This is a genomic window from Bacteroides nordii, assembly GCF_019930665.1.
Lineage (GTDB): Bacteria > Bacteroidota > Bacteroidia > Bacteroidales > Bacteroidaceae > Bacteroides > Bacteroides nordii.
In genome coordinates this window covers 570,699-595,071 of sequence record NZ_CP082886.1, presented here as the reverse complement: position 1 = coordinate 595,071, position 24,373 = coordinate 570,699, and the positions used below count along the sequence as shown (strand labels likewise).

Sequence of the window (24,373 nt, the reverse complement as noted above, 5' to 3'; positions counted from 1 at the left end):
GTTACTTTTTTCTTGTAACATATTATATTATCTGATCGTTGTAGTCTCTCCGATCCATCCGCCAATTGTGATACGGTCGCCAGCTTTATAACCTAACATGAACAGGTCTTTAGCTTCCGGAGTATAAGCAGAGTATGAAGAAATCAACTTATTAGCTTCTTCAGCCACACTTGGATCTACTGCTTTCGCTCTTTGCAATTTATCAATGGCAGCAAAGAAAGTACATTTATTCAATGCCGGTTCGTCATTCCATTTATAATTACCAGCATATAGCTGAGCAATCAGGATATAAGGAGCACCATAGTTCTCATTGAAGCTGATAGCTTTCTGAGCATAACTTCTTGCCTGCGAAATCTTCTTAGCTGATGCCAATACACTGGCAGCTTTATATGCAGATTCTGCTTTCTTTACGTTATCAGTTTCATAAGATATTGCTTCATCAAAGAATTTAACGGAACCGTCAATATCTCCTTTTTTGAATGCCATAGCAGCACAACCGATAGCAGCATCAGCACTTGGTTCCAATTTGTAAGCATACAAAGATGCCTGAAGATATGCATCGCTATCTTTACAGCCCATCATAGCCATCACTTTAATTACCTCTTTCAAAGCTTCCAGATTTCCCTGATTAGCTTCCACTTTAGGAGCATATATCTCTTGCAATGATTCACAAGTAGCAGCTCCACTATTTATGAACTGTGCATCCAGACCTTCTCTTACAGATTTTAAAGCAGCCTTAATGTTCTCTTTCTCTGTTTTAGCTATCGCTTCATCTGTATACTGAGTATCAAGCAAATAATCCTTAATAAACTGTTCTTTATGAGATGGATCAGCTTTCAACTTTTGCAAAGACATATCCAGGAAGAAATGCATTACATTAGGAGAAGCGTCAGCTTTAGCTCCTTCAAGAGACTGCTTAAACCATTCATAAGCCTGATTTACATCCGGAGATGGCGCAAACTGAATGTAGGCCAATGCCTTATCACCCAATGCATCTTCTACTGAAGGAACTCCCTTCATTCTTGTCTGGAAATCAGGAATATACTTCATACGCACATCATGCGTATGCATCAAATCATCAAAATACTTCTTGTATTCAGGACTATTCCTATCAGTCATCTTAGACATCAAGCCCTCCAAAATTGTAAAACCGTCCTTAAAAGTATAATAGCGAAGTGTGGGACAAGTTTCCAACACTATTTTCCACGGCGCATAGGCATCTTTAAAATTACCTGCTTTCACAGCTTCATGTGATACACTACTGTTAGGGATACAGATGCTATCGTTCTGTGCCGCAACAGAGGTTGCACCCGCCGAAAGGAACAACACAGCCACAAGCGTTTTAATCTTCATTGTATCTAAATTTTAGTTGTTATATAATTAGTCTATTCTCAATATTAATCAACCTTACGTTTGAAGAACCAACGTTCATTAAACGTGATTCCAATGCTGAATCTCAAGATATTTTCATTCAACATACCAGTCTGCAAACCCTCTACACGCACATACTGCGCCGTTAGACTAACGATAGAACGTGAGCGTGGAATAGGTAGCCCCAAACCAGCTGTAACACCATACTCACGTGAAGCCCTTTCACCAGCTTCTGTTTTGTAATAAGGAGTAGTATAATAACCTCCTAAACGATATTTCACATGTCCAAAATAAGTTTTTCCAAGTTTCGAAGGCAAATATTCAGCACCTACCGAAATTTTTGTACGATCACAAAATGCATTAGGTTGATTCATATAAGTCACATCTCCCCACTTTTGCAAGCTGTAATCCACTCCCACCGTCAGGCGGTCATCATATTTATAAGTAATACCGGCTCCAAAACTATTCGGTAATCCGAATGTTGCAATCGTATCTTTAGTAGTTATTACACTCGTATTGGTTTGCACATAAGTATCATTATTCAAATTGTGTTTCGGAGAAAATACAGCTCCCAATGTTACTAAATGTTTCTTTCCAATAGGTTGGGTATATTGTATACCAAAATCCAATTTATAATCACGAACTGACATTCCTGTTGTTTCTACATATGAGTTCGAAACTGTCTGTCCGTCTACATTTGTATATGAAGGATACACCATAGCCAACGTACGTGTTATGTCTCCCCAGAAATAAGAAACATTCGCACCAATAGATAAATTATTAAGCACCTTCACACCCAAACCGGCATATAACTGATGCAAACCTCCATCACCTAGCAACTGCTTTGTATAACTCGGACTGGCAGATGTTTCCGAATATCCCTGTGACACATTATAACCTACATTTGAGAAAGGCAACAATCCGATACTCATAGCCAATCTCCTATGCAACCGAAACTGCATAGCAATATAATCAAAGCTTGAATTTTTCACATTCAACTTCAAAGCGCCATCACTGATATTAGCATTTTGCATACTCACTCCTCCTTCAAATAAGAATGTCAGTGAGTCAATAGCCGTGTATGAAGCAGGATTCAACGGATTAATTTGTGAACCATCACGCAATCCAAAGGCAATCCCTCCCATTGCTTTACTATTTCCGAAATTCTGATTGACTAAATCGCCATAGCCATATCGTGTATAAGGAGAGTTTGTATTATTTTGAGCGACTGCCACTCCTGCAAAAGTCGTGACCAAAAGCGCACAAAGTGTCTGTTTAAATCCTACCATTATTATAGTTTAAAATTCTATTTAATCCTTTCAACACTAAAAATCTATCTGCAAAGATGACACTTTTTACGTTCGTATCAAAAGAAAAATCATCTCCACCCGTTAAAAAAACCAAAACTTCAGGATATTTATGTTTCATAGCCGTAATATAACCTGATATTTCATATTCGATGCCTTTCCACACTCCGGCACGCATAGCAGTCTCTGTATCCTTCCCCAAAGTCGGCGTACATCCTTGTGGAGCAACTAACGGCAAACGTCCCGTAAACTGATGAAGTGCTTTAAAACGCATCTGTAGCCCCGGAGAGATATTCCCACCATGGTATTGCCCCAGAGAATCAATAAATTCGTAAGTGATACAAGTCCCCGCATCAATTACCAAAATATCCCTTCCCGGAAATTGTTCATTGGCAGCCACTACAGCAGCCATCCGGTCATAACCCAGTGTCTCAGGTGTTTCGTATAAATTGATTACCGGAAGCGGAGTATCTTTATCCAGCCAAAGCAGAGGTATAGAAAGCTTACTTATTTGTCCGGAAACACGCTCATTCAGATTAATGACAGTTGCAACAATACCTCTGTCAATCGGATATTCAGTACAAATACGCTCCAGACAATCCAGCGACTCATTAGAATCATAGACAACATTTACCATTGTAGCCCCCTCAAAGAGTGCCACTTTAGCTACCGTATTTCCTATATCGATAATTAAATTCACCGTATTTATCGTTTTGAGCGTGCAAAGATACAGATAAAAATTCAAGCACACTGCACACACATATAAAAAAACTCCCGGCAAGCTCTCTTTCACAGAACCACCGGGAGCTTTCTCCACTCAATTATCGTCTTTTATTTCAGAACGTCATTGCCTGACCGCCAATTACTCCCGCAATAGCACTGGCCACTGCAATAATTACTTTCAGAATCGTGCTCCAAACCGTCTTTTTCATAAATTTCTTTTTAATTATCAGTTATTACATAAAAGCTTCAAACACCGCGCAGTCAACTTTCAACTTTCAATTTTCAACTAAACCGACGGATCCTCACCTTCTCCCTCATTTCCTCCGCCATTATTATCAATGCCTTTCTTCATCAGGTCAGCATGTGCAAATGACAATCCCTGAGTCAGTGCACGAGTAGTACCCACAGCTATCGGACGGAAATATTCAGGAGTAAACTGGCACTGTACCGATGTGATCTGATTAGGATTCACCTTATCTTCTGTTTCTACCCCTTTGCCTTGCGAACGGACCTTCATTGTAAAAGTTCCCAGCCCTTCAAGACGTACCGTATAGCAGTCCAACAGATATCTACGCATCACCGAAAGCAAGTTCCGTACCACATTTTGCACATCACCCGGCGTCAGTGAAGCCTTTTCGGCAATCTCCTCTGCCAAGGTTTGTGTATTAATCCTTTTCTTCATCTTTACCAAAGACGGATGCCATGTTTTCACTCCGGCTTTGTTGGCTTTACTGGATTGTATTCCCTTATAAAATAAAGGCATAATTACCTCCTCTTTTTAATGTTACTAATCATTTTTTCATTCACGTTTTGTTGATCAACATTGCAAAGATGGAGGTTTATTCTAAGCCCTCAAAGTAAAAAGGGGGCTGCTGAATGATTCACAACATGCCTATTTTATAATCTTTTAGTTATCAATATACTACAAGTATATAGAACTGTAAATATAAAAGTAGCCAGGCTTTTCCATAAACAGGAAAGCCTGGCCAGCTAACAACTACATTTGAGATGAAAAGAATGTAGTATTATAATTCGAAAAAAGGATCTACAAAACTTTAATAAAAAAGCCCTCCTTACAAATAAACCACGCCTGATTTAAAAGGAGGGCTACACAAACAAACAATAATATTAAGCAAGATTATCATGATTCACATCAGAATAATCCAGCACTCCTTACTCTATCTTAATCTTTAGAGTAAGGAAGAAAGCATTGGACGAATCCAATGTTTGGGGTTATAGAGTCGTCTTCTGTTTCCAGATAACACAGGGAATACAAAAGAACAAGAAAAGTCCCTTTAACAAGTTCAAAAAAGTCTTCATCAAAAGCTTATTTTTTTATAAGGGCATCTAACAAATATTTATTTGGTCCATACTCTTTAATTCGAAAAATAACGATTAAGAATTTCATGTTTTATCAGTCTTCTGTGGTCAGAATAAGTATGTGTAGAAAGTCCATATTTCTTTTATGAGTGTCTTCATCAATAAGCTCGCAACACAATTTCGAAAGCCTCACTATACTCCTGTCCCCACTGACCACCTCTCATCGCAGCAAGACCAGTGATGTATTCTGCTGAACGTGGATGTGGATATGGACGCATCACGCCACGATACATTGAGAGAGCCTTCACCTTAGCATCAACTCCTTCCTTGCCTACCTCTATATAGCAGTTAGGATTGAATGTTGTCATTGCATTGTTGATCTTCCACTCTGTACAACTAGGAACCTCCATATACCAAAACTCCTGCACACGCTTTACTTCTGGTCTGCGTTGGAATAGACGGATAGCCTCCTGACACGCTATAGAAGTCTGTAGGTGGTCATTGTTAGTATCCGCAGGATGATGAGTGATGATAACATCTGGCTCACTCTCTTTGATAGCACTCTCAATGAACTGCACCAGTTTGAGATGAGGCACAGTGTTCATCTCGATATTCGGGAACGTACCCTCATATATACGGTTCACACCCAGGAACTTGTTCGAGGCATTCGTATCATCGCCCAATTCTTCGTCTGAAGGTCGGAAAGCCCTTGCCTTCGCCTCCGTACACATGATGCACACGTCCACCTGATGCCCCTCACGTGCCCATTTCCACATAGACGCACCTGCGCCCAGCGTCTCATCATCAGGATGAGCCACTACAAGTAAGTATTTCATATTCTCTAATTTTTAACAATTATACAACTTGGGGGTTCGTATCTACAAGAACCAATATCAGACACAAGCTATTTACAGTAATACTTCGAAAGATTGTTTTAGGATTGATCACCTTCACTTCCCGTAAATCAATTCAGATAAACCTCCGCATTCTCTCTATCCAATTTCTCATACACAGAATTATTCGACTTAAACTCAGGCACCACCTGTTTCATCAATCTTACCGTATCTTCAATCTTCACCGCAAGTGCCAACTCAGCCAGTTTATCATAAGAGGCAAGTACCTCATCCCATTTGTATTCCCTCACTTTGGCTATACGTATTTTGTAATGATCCGTCGGAACCGTATTCTCCTCATTACTCAAAACCTCTTCATAAAGCTTCTCACCGGGACGCAAACCGGTAAACTTTATTTTAATATCTTCACCCGGAATGTATCCTGCAAGACGGATCATTTTCTCTGCCAAGTCTACAATCTTCACCGGCTCGCCCATATCGAAAACAAATATCTGATTGCCGGTACTCATTGTGGCTGCCTCCATTACCAAACGGCAAGCCTCGGGAATAGTCATAAAGAAACGGGTAATCCCGGGATCGGTGACGGTCACAGGTCCGCCTTCCTGTATCTGTTTTCTAAAATATGGAATCACACTGCCATTACTGCCAAGTACATTCCCAAAACGGGTAGTTACAAACTTCGTTTTTCCTTTCACCTGGCCATGTTCCATAGCAAGCCCTAAACTTTGTACATAAATCTCAGCCAGACGTTTGGAAGCTCCCATCACATTGGTTGGATTGACGGCCTTATCGGTGGAAATCATCACCATCTTCTCAACGCAATATTGTACACAGAAGTCGGCAACCAGGCGGGAACCAACCACATTGACCCGGACCGCTTCACAAGGATTCTCTTCCATCAAAGGGACATGTTTGTAGGCAGCCGCATGAAATACGACTTGTGGACGGAACCTCTCAAAAGCCATCTGAAGACGTTCTTTCTGACGGACATCACCAATGAAAGGAACAAATGTCAATTCGGGGAAAAAGCGTTCTAATTCCAGACGGAGTTCGTGCATGGGAGTCTCTGCATTATCAAAAAGAACCAATTGCTTAATTCCGAAGGTAGCCAACTGGCGGCATAATTCACTACCGATACTACCGGCAGCTCCTGTCACCAGAATGGTTTTACCCGTAAAATTCTTAATAATTTCCAGCATGTTGATCTCGATCTCATCACGCCCCAATAAATCCTCTATCCGAATTTCTCTGATGACAGTTTTCTTCAAACCATCCCCCAAAACATCGATAGGCGGAGAAACGTAGTTTTTCACATTATTATCCTGACAGAATTTCACCAAATGCCCCTGTTCCTTCTGAGCCTCTTCATACGAGGGAAAAATAATGCCATTAATATTGTACTTTTCTACAAAGCATACAAAGTTGGATTCATCTGCAAAATAATAGACCGGTGACTCTGACAAAGAGTAGGATTTGAGATTTTTATCCGGATTCACAAAACCGACTACATGAAAATGCTTACTCGTGTACATCCGTTTCTTGAGCGCAACGCTTTTATCACCGGTACCATATACCAACACTCTTGCTTTTCTGGAAGTAAACTGCAACACAGCAATATCATAGATCAAGATAAGCACTACGCGGGCACCCACTAAGATCCCTGTAGTTGTCAACAAATCGATAAAACAGCATACATACAGATACTTCTCCGGTAACCATGAACCGGTCAGAATGGCAACAATCAACAACGATAATTCTTTCAGCAGGATGGCTGTCTCAATTTTACCAACACTCTTTATCGATGCATGACGTATAATGTTTCTGCTGACTCTCAGAAAATGAAAAATAAGAAAACTGATGATACCCGAACAAACCGAGATGGTTATGATAACGTCTTTTTCAATATTAGTGATAAAACTATTAACAAAAAGCAGAGTGATACATGTACCTGCAACAGATAACACGGTATCGGTAAACAAAACAGCCCGATAATTTACAAATCTCTTCTTTACAGACAGATTATCAAAAATCTTAGAAATAATACTTTTCACAATATTTTTTTTATGTTAGCGTCCAATTTTGACGTATCCCATAAGGAAAGCTGCCAGAAGTCAGCTGTCCATTAAATAAATTCAAAAAAGGAGTTGGTTTGTAAAGTTTATTATTACTCAATCCGATAGTCATTGGAAGAAAATTCTGATGGCAAGCCTTAATCTGTTCGGAGCTTAACTTGCCTTTTTCATATTCGGCTCCCAACCGGTAAGGTTCTCCAAAAGCATCCAGAAAGAAATCAGCACCTTTATCACCACCCTGCTCTGAAGCATACTTGAATTTTGCCCAAGCATGAGTCAGACAGTAAAATGTTCGGTATCTATCAGTTTGTCATCCAAATACATATAGACATTGTACCCATCGAACTACAGTGCCGAATCTTTCTTAAGAGAGTTATCTAACAGTTGGAATTGTCCTGAAGGATTTGACTGATATGCTTTTCACAGATAACTAACAGATATCCTAAATTTTTCGGATCTATACAGTTCTAGAATATTCAACCAGCTTCTCATGCATCCACTGCGGATACTTGCCACAGGCGGTATAGAGGATGGCAAGCACCGTCCACCAAATGAGCTTGATGTCCCCGAAAAAGCTGGCGTGTTGCACGTAATAGATATCCAGCTTCAGGCGGATGGGGAGTACCTTCTCATTGTACTCCTCCTCGTCGGGAAACTGGTCGCCGTAAATGTAGTCCCAGAGGCTCGACTGCGAGGTCAGTCCACAAGGAACAGTAGCAACAATGGCATTCTCTCCACCACGGGTGATGTCCACCTGATCCACAGCAGCAGGACGAGGTCCTACTATCGACATAGTGCCGTTTAAGATGTTCATCAACTGAGGCAACTCATCAATCTTCAGACGACGCATCACCTTACCCCACCAAAAGATACGATCCTGATCCGGACGGAGCGAAGCCTCACTTGCACCACGCGCCACCCTCATCGAGCGGAACTTCCACATCTTGAACTTTTTATTGTCCTTACCCACACGGTTGGCAAAGTAGAACAACGGCCCCGAGTCGCTCACCTCCGTCAGAATAATCGACAAAATCCAAATCGGCGACGTACCGACGATCCCCAAAAGGGTACAAATCACGTCAAACAGACGCTTAAAAAAACAGTATATCATTATTCAAAAGCGAAATACTAATTTTTTACCACAAACCTTCTCTAAGCTCTAAACAGAGCTTACTTCATTTTATTCTTCGACTCAATTCCCTTGAACGACTCCTCCAGACTCACCACACGATATTCAAACGGATATTCGCTCATCTCCATATCATAGGTACTGTTCGAGAACATCTTGCCCAGCGAGCGCACATGGTCACCCAAAAGCCAAATGAAAGGATTGAAGAGCTTGGTTATCCAAATCTTCTTGCCGCTTGCCTTGGCATAATAGCGAATGATCTCCACCGTGTCGGCATACTCACCGTTCTGCGGATAGACCGTACCCTCCACCCCGTGAAGGATGAGTTGTTTCACAAACTCGCAGAGGTTGTCGATGTAGAGCATCGAACGCTTATTGTGCCAAGCAGGGAAAATAGGAGTCTTCTGTGCCAGCCATACTAGACGAGGGAAGTTTCCCTTGCAGCCAGGACCATAAATCATTGGCGGACGCATGATACACACCTTGAAGGTGTCACAAGCCTGTTCACGCACACCTGTTTCTCCTTGAAGTTTAGAGTCACCATAAAATCCGTTTGGCACTGGCTCTGTGTCCTTGTGTATCTGCTTGCCTTCGAGAGTCTTCACCTCCTTATAGACAATCATTGAACTCATGTGAATAAACTGCTTCACGCCAGCCTCCTTAGCAGCCTTGGCAATATTGATTATCATATCTCGGTTGATGGCATAATACAAAGGACCTTCCCCTTTTGCTGCTTTCACATGGGCAATACCAGCCACATTATATACTACGTCATACTGGCTGAAGTCTGCCTTCTTCCAGTTGTCATTGATGGTATCCACAGCATCCACCTTAAACTCTTTAGGCCACTGTTCCAACCATTGCTGAACCTTTGTGCCGATATAGCTTCCGGCTCCTGTTATCAATACTTTTTTCATTACTTTCAATTCTTTATTCCGTAAACGCAGTCTCTGAATCTACAGGATGGTCCACCTTCCTCTGGGTAATCTCCTTTACTACCTTAGCTGGACGGCCTACAGCCACTGTCCAAGCGGGAACATCTCTAGTCACCATGCTACCGGCACCCACTATGGCACCTTCGCCTACAGTCACTCCGGGCATTACGAAGCTCTCCATACCAATCAGACACCCCTTCTTTAGTACGATAGGCTTGATAGTATACCCCAATTGCATGTAATCATCGCCCACACAATAGTCAGAAAAGTCACGCTGGTGACAAAGTAGACGACTACCGCTAGCAATGCTCACATTGTCCTCCAACGTGATCATGTTCGCATGACCGAGATCTACACGCACATACTCGCCAATGAAACAACCCTTACCTACTTTACATCCAAAACGACGCAAGATCCAAGGACGAAGAGCACGAGGATTAATAGGCTGTAGTATAGGCCAATCCATCATCTTCTCTAGTCGTTTCTTACACATATTACCGAACACCTTATTAAGCAGTTTACCCACGGTCACATCACCGTAAGCCTCTTCCGAATAGTTAAATCCAAGAGTTCTGAGTATCTTGAAAGTTGTACTCAACTTTTTCTGTTCCATATCTTACTTTTCGTATTTACCGTTTTCTATGATCTCCACTAGATTATCCATACACATGTCCAGAGTATAATTCTCCTCATAGTACTTTCTACCCTTGGCACCCATGACCTCAAAAGCCTCCTTGTTGGTTAACACCTTCTCACGTATCACCTGAGCCAATGCCTTCGAGTCACCTGCTGGTACTACATAACCGCAACCCGCTTCCTTAATGATCTCTGCACCACCTTCACCCAGCATAGCCAATACAGGTCTTCCGGCTGACATGTACGACTGCAAGCGCGCAGGTACCACCATCTCCAAGTGTCGGAAACCGCCCTTTAACGTCACCAGCATCGCATTGGCCTGTTTGAAGAAGATAGGCATAGTTTCAGCTGGAAAATACCCCACAGTCACAGCATTCTCTTTCAGCCCGTTCTGCTCAATAAACTCATCCAGCCAAACCTTCTTGCTTCCGTCACCTACGAACACCCACTTCACTTCAGGTACGTCCTTCAGCTCCATCATCACCTCTGCCACCTTGTCAAGGCACTGAGCGCTTCCCAGATTACCGGCAATCATGATCTTGAAGCCCTCAGGTAACTCCGGAATCTGCACATCTTTCTTACTTTGGCTCATATCTACACTCCAGTTCGGATAGTAAATAATCTTCTTGTCGTAATCGCCCTTCTCACAGATAGCTCTACGGAACGGCTTACTTGTAATCAGAATCTTATCGCTACGGTTGTAAATACCCTTCACGAGACCATCTACCCAATTCAGGATATTCTTGTTTTTGATACCACCACCCGACATCATCGCATCAGGCCACAGATCCATAATCCAGTAGTAAAACGGAATCTTCTGCATCCACCTCAGCAGCAAAGCCGGATAGGCCTGAAAGATAGGAGAAGGTTCATGACCAATGATGCAATCATACTTCTTCCATCCCAAGTGGAACAACACCTTCAATGAACCGAAAACCACAAACGAAAAATAGTTCACAGGTAACCGCCATCCTCCCCTTCCGCGTGAAGTTTGGAAACATCGGTAGATGTCCACGCCATTCACCACCTCATGGCGTTTCTTGAATATGCCATACCCCTTAAAATACTTACCTTCGGGATAGTTAGGTATACCAACCAATGCATCTACCTCATACCCACGCTTCGCCAGTTCAAAAGCCAAGTCGTTGCTCTTGAAATTTTCTGGATAGAAGTATTGTGTCACAAGAAGTACTCGTTTCTTCTTTTCAGTTTTACTCATATATAATCTAAATCTTTGCGTATGTTGTCTTTCCATCCATCTCCCTCACAGCCCTTCCACTGAAATAGAGATAATCTTCGATAACATAATGTAGCGGAAATTCCATCGTAGCATATTGTAATATCGCAGGATAACAGTCCTTCTCAGCCTCGAAGACCTCCTTCCACTCTCGTCCACCAAGGCTCACCCATACATGCGAATACTTGTCTCGATTCACCTCCGATGGCTCTACAGTAGTAGACAAGAAGGCTACCTTTCCCGTCTGCCCTCCCTTGATGGCAGATCCCTGTATTTCAACAAGAGTCGTTATCTCTAGCGTTTCACGGTCGATGGCTCGAATCTTATTCTCAATATACTGAGAATCAGTGGCATATACAATGAAGTCCTTGTAGAAGAACAACTGGCAGCTTCGATATTCCTGACCACCTCTCAGTTCCTCATGCAAGGTCCTAAAACCATCGTCTGTCCATCCTATGATACACTCGTTTTCTCGATCACCAGTCACTATCCAGATACGATCGGTATAGGAATCGAGGAAGAGTCCATGTACATGGTTAACATTACCAGCAGCGAAGGTATAAACCACCCTCCAAGTCCGGCCACCATCCTCGCTACCATACACATGTACCTCTGCTTTCTCCAAGTTTTGGAAGTATTCACCGAAATAAGCCTTACCATCTTTCGCCAAGCAGATGTTCAGAGGCTTTGAACCACGAGGCGTACAGAATACCTTACGGAACGTCTGCTCGCCCTTCTCCTTTCGGAAAAAGCCTTTCTTAGCAATCGCTAACATAGCGCCATCCTTCAATTTATACAGAGCCGTTATCTCCGCACGCATCAGTCTTCGGGTCAACTTGTGCCCCGCCCATTTGCCGTATTTATTATCCTCCAATGTACCCACATGCTCCAGCCACTCACCCTCCAACGAGTACTTGTCTATCCTGTATCCACGGGCAGCCAACAGATGATCGGCATATACTGCCAATACCTTAAAGTCGTATATTTTGTTTTTTGTCATTGTCTCGTTATTCGTAAGTAATCAATTTAGAACCATTAGACCTTATTTTAATAAGACTTTATGTTAATACTCATATTAGGACATCCCACTTTGTATAGACACCTTTGCAGGTGTCTACATTTTGAGTTTTAAAAATTTGTTTTGTTTATTAACTATTGGCATATTTCCAATCCTGTTCGATCCAGTCACAGACCCAAGAATCCCTACAACCGTTAAATATTTTAGTAAAAGACTTATCAAGATACTCATAGACACCCCGTCCTCGTATCTTTACAGTATAATAGGTAACTACAATTGCCGCCCCCTTCGTCACTGCCAGAACGGGATATTGAGTTACGCAAAGTGGTCAATGGATGAACTGCACATTCCGCAGTATTGATGTCTATCGAATAATTGCCATCTTGTAAATAAGCAAAGATATTATCCCAGAATGTATCAAAGTAATTCAAGGCTGATAGCAGATAAGGTGTAACCAACGATATGGCCCTATCCTTTTCTCTTCTCAGATGCTACCTAAGATTTATTAAGATTTCCTTGATTTCCAAACCTTACCGGAACTCACCTTCTCTTTTCCGGCAATATGCCATCCTTGTTATATTGTCGTTTCAAATCATAATTGCTTCAACTCTTGATAGCTTAGATTCTTCTGCGAGATATGTAGACCGTTGATCATATACAACTCCATAAATATACACACTGAGGAAGAACGCATACTTGTAGATACTATCTCTTCTGGTTGATGAACTTTCTCCCGCTCTTCTTGAATTAGAGACGACCGATCATCCACCTTTACTTCTACTATTTTATTGCGTGTATCCTTGTACCATTTATAGAACATGTTATAGATACTTTGTTACGTGAACGGAACTATTAATGGAGCTGCCCTTAAGCATCGCTTCTGTCTAGTACTGGGAACAGAATCTTTTCAAATCTTCACTACTGTACATAATCTGATGTTCCAAAATTCAATAGCAAAGTTAATATCTTCATTATTAAGCCCTAATTTGAGTGCTTACAGTCTTAAATGAGTACTTACCTTTTTTCATTACTACGCTTTTTGAAATTCGTAGCAAAAATATGTCAGACGATCTCGAGAACTGTATAAAGAAATGGATGGCTACTCTTAAAAAACGTTTAATTTATCATATTTCAATTACAATATTAGAGATTGCCACACATATTATCACTTTACTACCAATCAATAGGTTATATTTCTTATTTGCTTGACCTTTTCAAGAAATACGAATGGATCTTTTATGTATTTTCCTACTTCTTGGAGTTGATTTTCTGAAAGTTCCCACCATTTTGACTCAAGCAGTTCACGTATAACATGTTCATTAAATCTAAATCGAATAATCTTTGCTGGAACTCCTGCAACAATAGCATAAGGGGGAACATCTTTTGTCACAACTGCCCCTGTTCCAACAACAGCTCCCGAACCAATACAAACTCCTGCCTTTATTGATGCACCATGAGCAATCCATACATCATTTCCTATGATTGTACGTTTGATTATAGGCACTTCAAATGACGCAAACTTAGTTTTAGACCCACTATGTTTAACATTCTCAAAAACAGGAGAAGTACTAACCCATTCTAATGGATGTTCGTCACCACCTATAAACACATGATCACTAAAGCTACAGAAACTTCCTATTTCAGCTGTATTAATTTCATTATCGTAACCGATATTCGTATAGCGTCCAATAGTTGAATGGCTTATAGTTGTACCAGAATTCACTTTTGCAGTAGAGGAAATATCACTTTTGATAACAGATTTTCCTCTTATTATTTTTTTGAAAAATTTAGAATAAATGTATCCTATTGTCATTATGTGTAACTATTTTTGTAATATAGAATCAATTGCATCCTTTATTCCATTAGCCATATCTTCAGGTTTTCGGCACGACCAATAATGATTATAAGCATTTCTACCCATGTCTATATATTTTTTCGGATTTAATGTGATATCTTCTATTATTTCGTCAAGTCTTGAAATATCAGTAATCCGGAGACCATTATCACCATTTTCTATATTGAAAGATTCACCACCTGTTATTGCATTATCAGAAGTAATAAAAGGCACTCCATATCCCATACTTTCCAATACAGAAAGTCCTGCCTGGAGAGGGGATATACAAGCCAATGAATTTCTAAAGTATTTGGCCTTTTTATTTATATCATATACGGGACCAACCATGTTAATTTTTTCAAACAATCCATTTTGCCTAATCCAATCTGAAATTGCATCGAATTGTATACCACCTCCAACGACCACCAAATTTATTACATTATGATTCCTTTCATATACTTTTTTATATGAGTCTAACAAAAGTTGCAGTCCCTTTTCTAAATATAAAGTACCGATAAACAAAATAGTGTTACGATTGGCTGCTTTGTATTCCTCTTTTAAAACTTGTACAGTATTGTTAGCTACAAATAATTTTTTACAAGAAAACCCACGATCGATGTGCAAGTTTACAGCTTTTTGAGAATAGAAAATCATTGCATCTGCTTTCTTATGAATTATATCGTTACTCCAATAATAAAATCTGTTACCATCTCCATAATGGCGATTATAACCAGCAGGTGCTCCTATACACCAATACAATAGCTTAAAGTTTCTTTTGCGAAAGCCTAATAACGAATACTTTACAAAAGATATTTGTCCATCAGCTACAACTACATCATAGTTGTTACACATATCGAAAATATCCTCTTTATGCCAAACGAATTTTGAGTACTGATTGTAATGCAGTTGTATTGTCTCAAAATTACACCTATCTATGTCTTTCTGTTTTGCTGGATAAGTATAAGCAACGGTCAAATCGAATGCCTCTGCCAATATATTCCAAATAGGTATCCTATAATGAAATAAATAGTTATATAAAAAAAGGACTTTGTACTTCATAGTTATTTCAATTTAACCATTTATCATATAAATATTTTAACAATCTCTTCAATTACTCCATCTTGCTTATTCCACAGTGCATTACCTATATAAAAGTCCTTATAGTCATTGGGATTATCCAAGATGCTTTTTATTCCTTCTACTATTTTCTCCACATCTGATCCATCTGTATCCACACTAACACCATAGTGATTAGCTTCCACAAATTCTTTCATCGGAGGATTGTTACCTACCACTACAGGATTACCATTAATAACATTTTGAAAAAGACGGTTGGGTTCACAATACCAGTTATTTGGAGAAGTGTTCTTGTAAAAAACTAGCGCAATGCAGCATTTTCGTATATACTGAGGTGTTTTGAGCTGTTTTATTCTTCCTGTAAAATAAATTCTTTCTGCCAATACTACTTCATCAAAACGCTGCTTGAGTTCCTCCATACGTTTGGGCTGAATACTACCAACAACCACTGCTTTCAAGTTTGGAATAGCTAACACTGCTTGAATAGACTCCATATCTGCACGAGCAGTACTTACGATACCTTGCAGATAGACACACTTATCTTCTCCCAACCATTTCACGAAATCATTATACACCTCATCATACTCAGTATCAATTTCATTAAACTGCGGATAGTTTCTCAACACAAACTGTTTTTCAGGATGTCTTACCATTCCTATTGTTTCAAGATACTTCAAACGAGGTTCGTTAGCATGCACCATAACGTTACATTTGCATTCAAGATACTTGAACAACATCTTCATGACAGGATTTCTCATAAATACCAATGGCAATTCATGAAGGTCCCAAGCGATAGGCTTACCGTGAAGCATCAATACGAAGATAAAAGTCTCAGGGTCAGCACACCATACTGCATCAAATACCTTCAAGTCATTTTTTATCGTCTTGTAAAAATCCCATGCTTTCAGCAATGTATGGGTACCCGAAGCATACTGGTCACGTGATTTCAAATAAGGGACACGATAGGCTACACCATAAGAAGTTGTTCCCTCTTCCTCTCGATTATTAGGTTCTACCGCAAATATCTTGAAATCGACATTAGAGTAAAGGCTCTTGATTGACAATATCTCCTTACGAATACGGTCATCGTAGTCAAGGCCATGTGTGTAAAGTACAAGAGCTATATTATAGTGTTTGTTCTTATCCATTTTTTATCATTTTTCGAGTTCGTTCTTTATCCAAGGCGAAAAATACTTACCTACTTCTCCGTAGCCAGTAAATGTCTCAACCTTATCGTCATGAGTTATATTATTGTCAACAAAATCTTTAATAAGGTATTTGATGTCATCTTCGTAAGTGTGTTCCTCTTTGGAATAAAAGAGGTGAACACGAAAAGGTAATCCTTTATACTTAACAATAAGCTGCGGCATCTCCGCATCAAGGATGGCCTGTTCTTTCTCAGCAGCTTGAGCTCCCATCATTGCCTTGAACACAAGTACTCTGTCCGCTGCATTAAGATAAGTACCAATACGATACTGACGAGCTCCGGAGTAAATGTCCGTAGCTCCAAACATTAGACCGTAATAGATAGCACACGTACCTCCTTTGCTACTTCCTAAGGTGATCAGCCACTTATATTTTTCTTATTCAACATATTATACATCAAACATTTAACCAGCATCACAAGTTTATTATTGCCATTCTCATACCAGTAATAACCACCTTTATGACCGAAGTCATCGAGAATGAATATCTTGTCAGCTTTAATATTCCGGAGTGTACGTACATAGTACATAGGTTTATCTACAAATCTAGAAAAAACAACCATCAATGTATTAAAATAATTCTTCTGAAACAAATACTTCCATCGGTTTTCGTATGTATACTCCAAAAGTTTGATATAGCCTCTTAGTCAAGAGGCCTTCCAATTTTCGTATCATATTATTGCCTTTCTATTACCGTTACACAATCCGCATGCTCGTCAAATTCAAATTCCACAACGAGTGTCTTTGACTCTACCAGTACACCAAAGGATGGAGACAAAGTGTCGTCCTCAATACACAAATGAACAGCTGAAGCGGAATTAATATCCAGCTTGTACTTCTTTTCGCCACACGAAAGCATAACTATCTGACCTTCTTCTATTGTGGTTTCCACACTTTCAGCAAAGTGGAATGACATATATGCTTTGTGTCTTGCGCCAGCTTTAGTCAAGTGATCTGTAATCTTGAGACAATCCGAAGCAAGGTCAAACTCGCGGCGATGAGTCATTTGGCCTTCAATAGTAGTGTACTCTCCTTCGCAATGCTCCACATCTCCCAATAAAAGAACCATAGGTTTCGCATTGGAGTTGTACTTCATCAGGAAAGCTGAATTACCTAACTTATTTGGCTCCTCACCATCAACAATGATGGTATTATGTTTCTTGGCAGTCCGAAAACTCTTCCAGGTATCAATATCAGAAGTGTAACAGTACGCCCCGGCATCGACAATAACAGGAATATCACCATCTGCAAACACAAACGAAAGTAGGTCATTGTGTAGATGCGTACCAATGTAAGAGTTTTTAAATGTATCATAACGCCAGCGATGGAAACAGCTTGTGAAAATATACATGCTATCTTTCTTAAGTATAGCAAGATTAGCATCGACATGAACATCACTCTGAATACTCTCGTATGCAGGAACAAGCCACTCACAACCTACCGAAATCAATCGGCTGTCAAGACTATCAACATTCACAAGATAAGCATGCTGCATAAAAGGTATTGGCACCAATGGGAGTAAGCGACCGTCATCGTTGTCAGACACCATAGGCGAACAACCATTTCCCATTGTGTATTGGTTGATGTATCCAAGCATATGAGAGAGACGGTCTGCAATTATCTTTGGTAATGTATGACCTGTACGAATGAGCATATAGTATGGATAGATTACTAATTCTGTCATTAGGCGATGATACGATATACTCCTCTCATAATTAACCCCCGAAGGGAATACCTGTATCTCCACCTCCTTACAATACTCTTTGATGGCTCGCCTAAGTGTACGTTTTCCGTACCTTGTTGTCGCAAACAACTGGCCAAGAAATAGCTGCCCAACAATGTCCGAAAAGTAATGGTTGTTACTATATGGTACACACTTCTCTAAATTGCGGTTGATAAAAAATAGATGCTGATAGAGTGAATGAAAAACTTCCTTTGCAAACTCATCTGTAAACGTCTTAGACGTACCTATCATAATGAGCGTATACATCCAGTTGACCGCACGTATGGAAACATCCATGGCACAAGTCCAGTTAACAGAATACATCAGTGGATTATGTTCTATCCAATGACGTATCTGTTCTACTACTTCCTCTGCATACGATTCGTCACCTGTCAAGCAATAAGCCTCTGCCATCCATAACAAATGATGACAACGAGAAATCTCCCAAGGAATTTTAATATCGACCCCCTTAGGAGTAAGTACTCGTATCTTGAGGTAATACACACCTACAGGCCACTCGAAACCCGTTTTTATCTCTCGACTCCAATTGATGGGCTCCATCTTAACCGGTCCAGAACCAAGCACATTGAAGATATGCTGTTTAGTTTCTTCTGCACTACGAAGTATAGAACTGTAATCTTCCTCGCCAACACTACGGACTATATCAGGAAGATCGGCGCCTAACATCGCTTCCAATCGTTCCAAAAAGTCAACTTTTCCCGTAATAGAATCGATACCCATGAGAGATATTTTATCTACTGGAAGATGCTCATTAAGTTTGGCCACATAAATTGGAATGCGATTCTTAATCTTAGGTATAAAATATTTAATCTTATCGTTCATTATAGCTTTACGCTTGTATAGAACTTACACATTGCCTCTTTGAATCTCTCACGTACTACATGGATATCATGCTCAGCTGCTAAAGCAAGAGAGTTCTCTACCAAATGGTTATATACGTTCTTGTCTTGCAGTTTAGACACAGCCTCTCGCAGAACATCCTCCCTTTCCATAGTACACATGATTGTACAATCTTTGTCGCTCAGATACTTGGCGAGTGCAATCTCTTTTGGGCAATATAGAATAGTAGGCTTACCAGAGGCGAGATACTCAGTCAACTTGGTAGGCATGGAAAGGCGAACGTAGGTACGCGACTGCTTAGAGAATCCGAGTGGGAGGAAGAGCGATGAGTAGCTCTTCATCACGTTTGGGATATCTTCGTGGGCAATGGGAGGAAATGCATGAATATCCTTCTTACCCTCAAAAAGATATGCTTTACTATTATAATCCGGAGAATAGATATCAAAGATGAATGAACCTCCTTTAGCATTTAATTCCTCCACCACCTTACTCATATCCAACAGGCATGGAATGGTATCATTATTGATCTTTCCTACATAGAGAATAGACATTTGGTCTTCTGCATACTTTGGTTGTACGCTTAAAGCCTGCCATTCGGCAAAATCCACAGGATTATGGAAAGGGTAGTAAGTCTTTCCGTACATGCGCTTATATTCATCAGTCATATACTGGCAAATGGAAAGCAGTCCGCTTGCACGGTCCATAATATGACGGAAATCTTTGTCATACTTACGTCTCCAAAGGGATGCGAAGTAACGGGTATTAATCTTGGTATTCACCCAATCATCAACTATATAAAGCACCAACTTAGCATTGGGCAACTTATTCATCAGATTCTCGCAACGCTTCATAGCTGCATCATTGCCCAAAGCACAGAATACTATTTCAGGATTGAAATCCTTTGCCAGAGCAAATTCATCCTCTGATATAGAAACATTGGCTCGCAACTCCGGAAATCCTGTTTTATGATACTGCTCACGAAGGATCTCGCGGCACTTGTCTTTAAACGTCAGTTTCTTTTTTACCGCAACTTTGGTAAAGGGTGTTTTCACACGGCCAATATATTTTGCACAAGGGCGAATAGAATCACAAAGCTCAGGCTCTACACCATCAACCCACGCTGCTACCTTCTCCTTTGGCCAGTCTGCAAACAAATTGGTAAGGGTAATACCCATACCTGTATAATTATTGAAAGAGTGTCCAAATAGTAGGACACTTGGATATTTGTCCATTTTTAATTCAATCTGAATATTGAGACAATTTTAGTGTATAACCCAGACAAAACATATTTACAAACACAAATGCAGGATTCATTATCATACAATTCATCATAGATAATAGCAAGAAATTACACATTGCGAACAATAGGAAGACGTTCTTTCTATTATCTTTAAATGATCGTATACCACGAACTAACAATTTGCATAAGAATAAAAGATATATAACCAAAGACATTACTCCATAATCATACAAAATCTCAAGCAAATCATTATGAGTCGGCCTTCCGTATAAATCCTTTTCAATTGCTTTATACCCATGACCAAAAAGCTGTTCAAACAATGATGATGACAAAAAAACATCATACGTTCCTTGATACATATCTGTCCTTTCTCTATTACTTGCATTATCTTCAGGATCTTCAAAACGCTCTATAATTAAATCTACTTGAGATGCGAATTCAGAAAACTTCGTATATGAATAGTAGCCAACACTAAGGAGAATAACAACTATTCCTACAACTTTTAAGAAACTTTTCTTAGTAATACTAAATATGTCCGACAAAACCAAAAACAAGAATGCAATACCAATACAAAGAAAAGCAGTTCGCTTTGCAGATATAACACTCCAATAAGATACAAGTATAAGCAATAGAATCTTTAGATATTTACCTTTTGTTGTCATTATTAATGGAAGAAAGATAGAAACCGCCAAAATTGCATCTCGTCCAAAATCAGCAGCAATTAATAGCATAGGCATTGATTGCATCATCGCTGCAACAGAAAACATAGGTAGTAGGAGCAATAAATCACACCAAAGCATATTACCATTATTTACTACCTTTGCACTAATTATCAAGCCATTCACAAATGCAAGTGGAACAAAAAGAACAGAACATAAGGCATAAACTATATATTCAAAATCAGATTCTAAATTGAATAGCAACGCAGGAAATGCAAATAAAACAAACGCAATTAATAATTTATTTTCAACATTTCTACATATATTTATATTACTGAAAGAAACACACAAAGATGCTATTAGAAGAATTATCAAAGTAACCAATTTTCCTCCAACCGGATGGAGACCGAGTTTACTTGCTACGATGTTATATATTTGAATTGATAGAGGTAATACCAGTAATAATACCTCAAATAATATACGTTTCTTTGATTCTACATATTCCATATGCCGAATGCCCTATTATTTAATATCTTTTTTATCTGAATTCGACAAAATAATGCTTGAGTAGAATAAACAAATGTTAAAACAGACAAAATTCCATATACTCCATATTGTAATGACAAATAGTTCATCACAGGAATAGACAACAATGAGAATATAACATATAATACCAATTGAAGAGTGATTTTCCCCAATCCATTAATTATATATGTATGCATACCAGACAATATTTGAGAAAAAATATACAAAGATACCATTAAGTTAAGCTGAAATGGTATATTCACTTTATCTCCCACCCAAATTTTGAAAAATATTGGAGCAACTAATAACATAAACATGAGTATAGGAACTGCTACCACCATAAATCGTGTTAGAGTTTTAAAAGACTTATTCATCCACTCGTAATCGTTTCTTGTATAGGCATCACTGAATGCAGACCAATATGGTGTAAGTATAATTATACTAACCATATACAAAATCTGAAAGTACTTATAAGACAAGTTGTACTGGGTGACAGCTATCTGACCACAATTTCTTGAAATAATAATATTTACACATTGAAATATTATCAATAATGACAATTGAATAATGAAAAATTTACCACCTAACGAAAGTAATGATTTTGAAAGGATTAATCTAACATTATGAATTCGTGGTCGAATATCGTGAAAAACAGATTTACTTGGAACAAATAAAAAAAATGAGAACAAAATAGTTACAACACAAGGAGCTCCTGAATACACAAAAACGAGATACTGTAAATCTGGTTTAACAGTCTTTGTTAGAATAAAGATTACAACTAAGGAACACAATTGATCAAGGACAACAAGCAGTGAAGTCATCGAAGTACGTTGATCACCTAATAGTAACGATTTTAACACTCCAAGAACCATATTTAGACAGAAGAACCCAAGCAATATAGACATAATTTCTTGAAGAACTCCATTATCTATTTGATAGACCCCAAGGAAAGAATTCCAATTAATGAAGTAATTTACTATTGAAAAGACAACAAAAACACAAGTAAAAATGAGAGCAATAAGAACGTAAGCGGTACTGACGAGTTCTGAGATTAATTGCCTATTGCCTCTTGCCTTTGCTTCTGTATATTTGTTTCGAAGCCCATGACCAAGTCCTAAGTCAAAATAACCTACCCATCCAACAATAGAACTGATTGTTAACCAAATTCCATACTGTTCTGCATTAACAAAACCAATTGTTAATGGTACAATCAACAAAGAAAGAACTATTGAAAGCCCTTTATAAATAAAGGACTGAAAGACATTTATCTTTATGGTCTTTGTCCTATCATCCCCCCTAGTAAAATACGACTTAATCTTATCCAACATTATATTATAAAAATAATTCGAAGTGCGTGATGGTATTGAACCATGAGCAACAACCCCACCTGCGCACGCACTTATCCATTTAGATATGATATACACCCTCAAGAGGACAGATGTTAAAACAGTCGAGAATAACCTTTCCCTCAAGTTTGTCCCAGTTTTGCTTGATATGGTCGTGCTTAACCATGACAACTACCATATCCACGTCAGCAAGGAATTCATCGAAGGAGTCATATTGATTCTCGGCAATCTTGTTACCCTCGAGGAATGGATCATAGCACTTGAGAGGGCGTGCAAGGTGACGTTCCTGAAGTTCAAGCATCTGGAGGGTTGGTGACTCACGAAAATCATCAACGTTCTCCTTGTAAGTGAGACCATAAAGACCTACTTTACGATTATTTTCGATGCCATTCTCCTTCATGATTTCGTGGATACGGTTAAGAACGAACTCAGGCTGTGAGTCGTTAGTCTTCATTGACTCGTCAATTACTTTAGCAAGACGTGGGTAATCGCCAACGAGGAACCATGGGTCAACAGAGATACAGTGACCACCTACCCCAGGACCAGGTTGGAGGATGTTTACACGTGGATGCATATTGCAGATACGGATAATCTCATACACATCCATATTGTCATGCCGACAGATACGTGCAAGCTCGTTGGCAAAGGCGATATTGACAGCACGGAAGGTATTCTCAACTACTTTGGTCATCTCAGCTGAACGAATGTCGGTAACAACGATTTCGCCCTGGCAAAATGATGCATAGTACTCCTTAACCTTTTCACCTATCTCCTTAGAGTCAGCCCCTACGGTACGGTTGTTGTGAAGAAGTTCGTAAACCATATTACCTGGAATAATACGTTCAGGTGCGTGTACAAGGTGGATGTCCTCACCAATCTTAAAACCATTCTCCTCTACCACAGGACGTACAAAGTTATCCATAGTACCGGGGCTGACGGTTGACTCAATAACAACGACAGCACCTCTAGGGCATACCCTCATCACCTTCTTAATGGCTGCTACTACATAACAAGCATCTACTTTTTTAGAGAATTTGTCGTAAGGGGTAGGTACAGAAACTATATACATATCCGTCTTCTGATACTCAGTAGTGAACTTGATACCTGCCTTTACAGCATCGTTAAAAAGGTCTTCAAGGCCTTCTTCCTTAAAGGTAGTACGACCTGCATTAAGGGTGTCAACAAGCTTCTTGTTGTAGTCAGTCCCAACTACCTCAACTCCATGAGAGGCCATCATAAGGGCTGTAGGAAGTCCAATATAGCCCAATCCAATTACGTTTACCATAATGTTAACTGTTATT

23 protein-coding genes are annotated in these 24,373 nt (G+C 39.6%); all 23 read right to left on the bottom strand.

The window, feature by feature from the left end; all coding sequences use genetic code 11:
* Nucleotides 1-27: 27 nt before the first annotated feature.
* The 23 genes from K8P02_RS02205 to K8P02_RS02095 all read right to left on the bottom strand — a co-directional run bounded on the left by K8P02_RS02205 (nucleotide 28) and on the right by K8P02_RS02095 (nucleotide 24,357).
* On the bottom strand, nucleotides 28-1,353 hold the full coding sequence (locus K8P02_RS02205) for a tetratricopeptide repeat protein (RefSeq protein ID WP_007484454.1): 1,326 nt from the start codon (nucleotides 1,351-1,353) through the stop codon (nucleotides 28-30).
* 44 nt (nucleotides 1,354-1,397) lie between these two features.
* Nucleotides 1,398-2,660 (bottom strand): membrane protein, encoded by a 1,263-nt coding sequence (locus K8P02_RS02200; protein WP_025867394.1) that lies wholly within the window; start codon nucleotides 2,658-2,660, stop codon nucleotides 1,398-1,400.
* The gene (locus tag K8P02_RS02195; RefSeq protein ID WP_025867393.1) at nucleotides 2,647-3,378 is read right to left on the bottom strand and encodes a type III pantothenate kinase; all 732 of its coding nucleotides are present in this window, start codon (nucleotides 3,376-3,378) and stop codon (nucleotides 2,647-2,649) included. Before K8P02_RS02195 ends, K8P02_RS02200 begins: the two co-directional genes overlap by 14 nt.
* A gap of 136 nt (nucleotides 3,379-3,514) precedes the next feature.
* Nucleotides 3,515-3,610 (bottom strand): smalltalk protein, encoded by a 96-nt coding sequence (locus tag K8P02_RS02190; protein ID WP_002559636.1) that lies wholly within the window; start codon nucleotides 3,608-3,610, stop codon nucleotides 3,515-3,517.
* A gap of 77 nt (nucleotides 3,611-3,687) precedes the next feature.
* Nucleotides 3,688-4,164, bottom strand: a complete 477-nt coding sequence (locus tag K8P02_RS02185) for an HU family DNA-binding protein (RefSeq protein ID WP_002559635.1) — start codon at nucleotides 4,162-4,164, stop codon at nucleotides 3,688-3,690.
* A gap of 715 nt (nucleotides 4,165-4,879) precedes the next feature.
* Nucleotides 4,880-5,557 carry a PIG-L deacetylase family protein gene (locus K8P02_RS02180; protein WP_007484448.1) on the bottom strand — a complete coding sequence of 226 codons (678 nt, stop codon included), beginning with the start codon at nucleotides 5,555-5,557 and terminating at the stop codon, nucleotides 4,880-4,882.
* Between the two features lie 128 nt (nucleotides 5,558-5,685).
* Nucleotides 5,686-7,626 carry a polysaccharide biosynthesis protein gene (locus tag K8P02_RS02175; protein WP_007484446.1) on the bottom strand — a complete coding sequence of 647 codons (1,941 nt, stop codon included), beginning with the start codon at nucleotides 7,624-7,626 and terminating at the stop codon, nucleotides 5,686-5,688.
* A gap of 478 nt (nucleotides 7,627-8,104) precedes the next feature.
* Nucleotides 8,105-8,758: a sugar transferase gene (locus K8P02_RS02170; RefSeq protein WP_007484445.1), complete on the bottom strand. Its 654-nt coding sequence runs from the start codon at nucleotides 8,756-8,758 to the stop codon at nucleotides 8,105-8,107.
* Between the two features lie 59 nt (nucleotides 8,759-8,817).
* Nucleotides 8,818-9,693, bottom strand: coding sequence for an NAD-dependent epimerase/dehydratase family protein (locus K8P02_RS02165; RefSeq protein ID WP_007484442.1), 876 nt, complete (start codon nucleotides 9,691-9,693; stop codon nucleotides 8,818-8,820).
* A gap of 13 nt (nucleotides 9,694-9,706) precedes the next feature.
* Nucleotides 9,707-10,324, bottom strand: coding sequence for an acyltransferase (locus K8P02_RS02160; protein ID WP_007484441.1), 618 nt, complete (start codon nucleotides 10,322-10,324; stop codon nucleotides 9,707-9,709).
* A gap of 3 nt (nucleotides 10,325-10,327) precedes the next feature.
* Nucleotides 10,328-11,566, bottom strand: a complete 1,239-nt coding sequence (locus K8P02_RS02155) for a glycosyltransferase family 4 protein (RefSeq protein WP_007484438.1) — start codon at nucleotides 11,564-11,566, stop codon at nucleotides 10,328-10,330.
* Nucleotides 11,567-11,573: 7 nt separating this feature from the next.
* Entirely contained in the window at nucleotides 11,574-12,584 is a 1,011-nt protein-coding gene (locus K8P02_RS02150; protein ID WP_007484437.1) for a hypothetical protein, read from the bottom strand.
* Between the two features lie 245 nt (nucleotides 12,585-12,829).
* Nucleotides 12,830-13,033, bottom strand: a complete 204-nt coding sequence (locus tag K8P02_RS21870; protein WP_223381927.1) for an IS66 family transposase — start codon at nucleotides 13,031-13,033, stop codon at nucleotides 12,830-12,832.
* A 749-nt stretch (nucleotides 13,034-13,782) separates the two neighbouring features.
* Entirely contained in the window at nucleotides 13,783-14,415 is a 633-nt protein-coding gene (locus K8P02_RS21825; protein ID WP_007484433.1) for a CatB-related O-acetyltransferase, read from the bottom strand.
* A 9-nt stretch (nucleotides 14,416-14,424) separates the two neighbouring features.
* Entirely contained in the window at nucleotides 14,425-15,495 is a 1,071-nt protein-coding gene (locus K8P02_RS02135) for a glycosyltransferase (RefSeq protein ID WP_007484431.1), read from the bottom strand.
* Between the two features lie 23 nt (nucleotides 15,496-15,518).
* Nucleotides 15,519-16,661: a glycosyltransferase gene (locus K8P02_RS02130; RefSeq protein ID WP_007484429.1), complete on the bottom strand. Its 1,143-nt coding sequence runs from the start codon at nucleotides 16,659-16,661 to the stop codon at nucleotides 15,519-15,521.
* A gap of 6 nt (nucleotides 16,662-16,667) precedes the next feature.
* Nucleotides 16,668-17,027, bottom strand: coding sequence for a hypothetical protein (locus K8P02_RS02125; RefSeq protein WP_007484427.1), 360 nt, complete (start codon nucleotides 17,025-17,027; stop codon nucleotides 16,668-16,670).
* A gap of 50 nt (nucleotides 17,028-17,077) precedes the next feature.
* Nucleotides 17,078-17,248 carry a hypothetical protein gene (locus K8P02_RS02120; RefSeq protein ID WP_155921486.1) on the bottom strand — a complete coding sequence of 57 codons (171 nt, stop codon included), beginning with the start codon at nucleotides 17,246-17,248 and terminating at the stop codon, nucleotides 17,078-17,080.
* Between the two features lie 146 nt (nucleotides 17,249-17,394).
* The gene (locus K8P02_RS02115) at nucleotides 17,395-19,284 is read right to left on the bottom strand and encodes a heparinase II/III family protein (protein WP_007484424.1); all 1,890 of its coding nucleotides are present in this window, start codon (nucleotides 19,282-19,284) and stop codon (nucleotides 17,395-17,397) included.
* Complete coding sequence (locus K8P02_RS02110; RefSeq protein WP_025868159.1) at nucleotides 19,284-20,534, bottom strand: glycosyltransferase family protein; 1,251 nt, start codon at nucleotides 20,532-20,534, stop codon at nucleotides 19,284-19,286. Before K8P02_RS02110 ends, K8P02_RS02115 begins: the two co-directional genes overlap by 1 nt.
* Nucleotides 20,535-20,541: 7 nt before the next feature.
* Nucleotides 20,542-21,708 (bottom strand): O-antigen ligase family protein, encoded by a 1,167-nt coding sequence (locus K8P02_RS02105; protein WP_007484422.1) that lies wholly within the window; start codon nucleotides 21,706-21,708, stop codon nucleotides 20,542-20,544.
* A complete protein-coding gene (locus K8P02_RS02100; RefSeq protein ID WP_007484421.1) occupies nucleotides 21,696-23,054 on the bottom strand; it encodes a lipopolysaccharide biosynthesis protein in 1,359 nt (452 codons plus the stop codon). The genes K8P02_RS02105 and K8P02_RS02100 overlap by 13 nt, the downstream gene beginning before the upstream one ends.
* A 79-nt stretch (nucleotides 23,055-23,133) precedes the next feature.
* Nucleotides 23,134-24,357 (bottom strand): nucleotide sugar dehydrogenase, encoded by a 1,224-nt coding sequence (locus K8P02_RS02095; RefSeq protein ID WP_007484420.1) that lies wholly within the window; start codon nucleotides 24,355-24,357, stop codon nucleotides 23,134-23,136.
* Between the last annotated feature and the right edge of the window lie 16 nt (nucleotides 24,358-24,373).

Coding starts and splice junctions, on each gene's coding strand:
- K8P02_RS02110 (WP_025868159.1), bottom strand. CDS start 20,534: ATGGACAAATATCCAAGTGTCCTACTATTTGGACACTCTTTCAATAAT.
- K8P02_RS02190 (WP_002559636.1), bottom strand. CDS start 3,610: ATGAAAAAGACGGTTTGGAGCACGATTCTGAAAGTAATTATTGCAGTG.
- K8P02_RS02115 (WP_007484424.1), bottom strand. CDS start 19,284: ATGAACGATAAGATTAAATATTTTATACCTAAGATTAAGAATCGCATT.
- K8P02_RS21825 (WP_007484433.1), bottom strand. CDS start 14,415: ATGACAATAGGATACATTTATTCTAAATTTTTCAAAAAAATAATAAGA.
- K8P02_RS02125 (WP_007484427.1), bottom strand. CDS start 17,027: ATGTTTGGAGCTACGGACATTTACTCCGGAGCTCGTCAGTATCGTATT.
- K8P02_RS02105 (WP_007484422.1), bottom strand. CDS start 21,708: ATGGAATATGTAGAATCAAAGAAACGTATATTATTTGAGGTATTATTA.
- K8P02_RS02185 (WP_002559635.1), bottom strand. CDS start 4,164: ATGCCTTTATTTTATAAGGGAATACAATCCAGTAAAGCCAACAAAGCC.
- K8P02_RS02095 (WP_007484420.1), bottom strand. CDS start 24,357: ATGGTAAACGTAATTGGATTGGGCTATATTGGACTTCCTACAGCCCTT.
- K8P02_RS02200 (WP_025867394.1), bottom strand. CDS start 2,660: ATGGTAGGATTTAAACAGACACTTTGTGCGCTTTTGGTCACGACTTTT.
- K8P02_RS02100 (WP_007484421.1), bottom strand. CDS start 23,054: ATGTTGGATAAGATTAAGTCGTATTTTACTAGGGGGGATGATAGGACA.
- K8P02_RS02135 (WP_007484431.1), bottom strand. CDS start 15,495: ATGAAGTACAAAGTCCTTTTTTTATATAACTATTTATTTCATTATAGG.
- K8P02_RS02205 (WP_007484454.1), bottom strand. CDS start 1,353: ATGAAGATTAAAACGCTTGTGGCTGTGTTGTTCCTTTCGGCGGGTGCA.
- K8P02_RS02160 (WP_007484441.1), bottom strand. CDS start 10,324: ATGGAACAGAAAAAGTTGAGTACAACTTTCAAGATACTCAGAACTCTT.
- K8P02_RS02130 (WP_007484429.1), bottom strand. CDS start 16,661: ATGGATAAGAACAAACACTATAATATAGCTCTTGTACTTTACACACAT.
- K8P02_RS02155 (WP_007484438.1), bottom strand. CDS start 11,566: ATGAGTAAAACTGAAAAGAAGAAACGAGTACTTCTTGTGACACAATAC.
- K8P02_RS02180 (WP_007484448.1), bottom strand. CDS start 5,557: ATGAAATACTTACTTGTAGTGGCTCATCCTGATGATGAGACGCTGGGC.
- K8P02_RS02150 (WP_007484437.1), bottom strand. CDS start 12,584: ATGACAAAAAACAAAATATACGACTTTAAGGTATTGGCAGTATATGCC.
- K8P02_RS02165 (WP_007484442.1), bottom strand. CDS start 9,693: ATGAAAAAAGTATTGATAACAGGAGCCGGAAGCTATATCGGCACAAAG.
- K8P02_RS02120 (WP_155921486.1), bottom strand. CDS start 17,248: ATGTACTATGTACGTACACTCCGGAATATTAAAGCTGACAAGATATTC.
- K8P02_RS02170 (WP_007484445.1), bottom strand. CDS start 8,758: ATGATATACTGTTTTTTTAAGCGTCTGTTTGACGTGATTTGTACCCTT.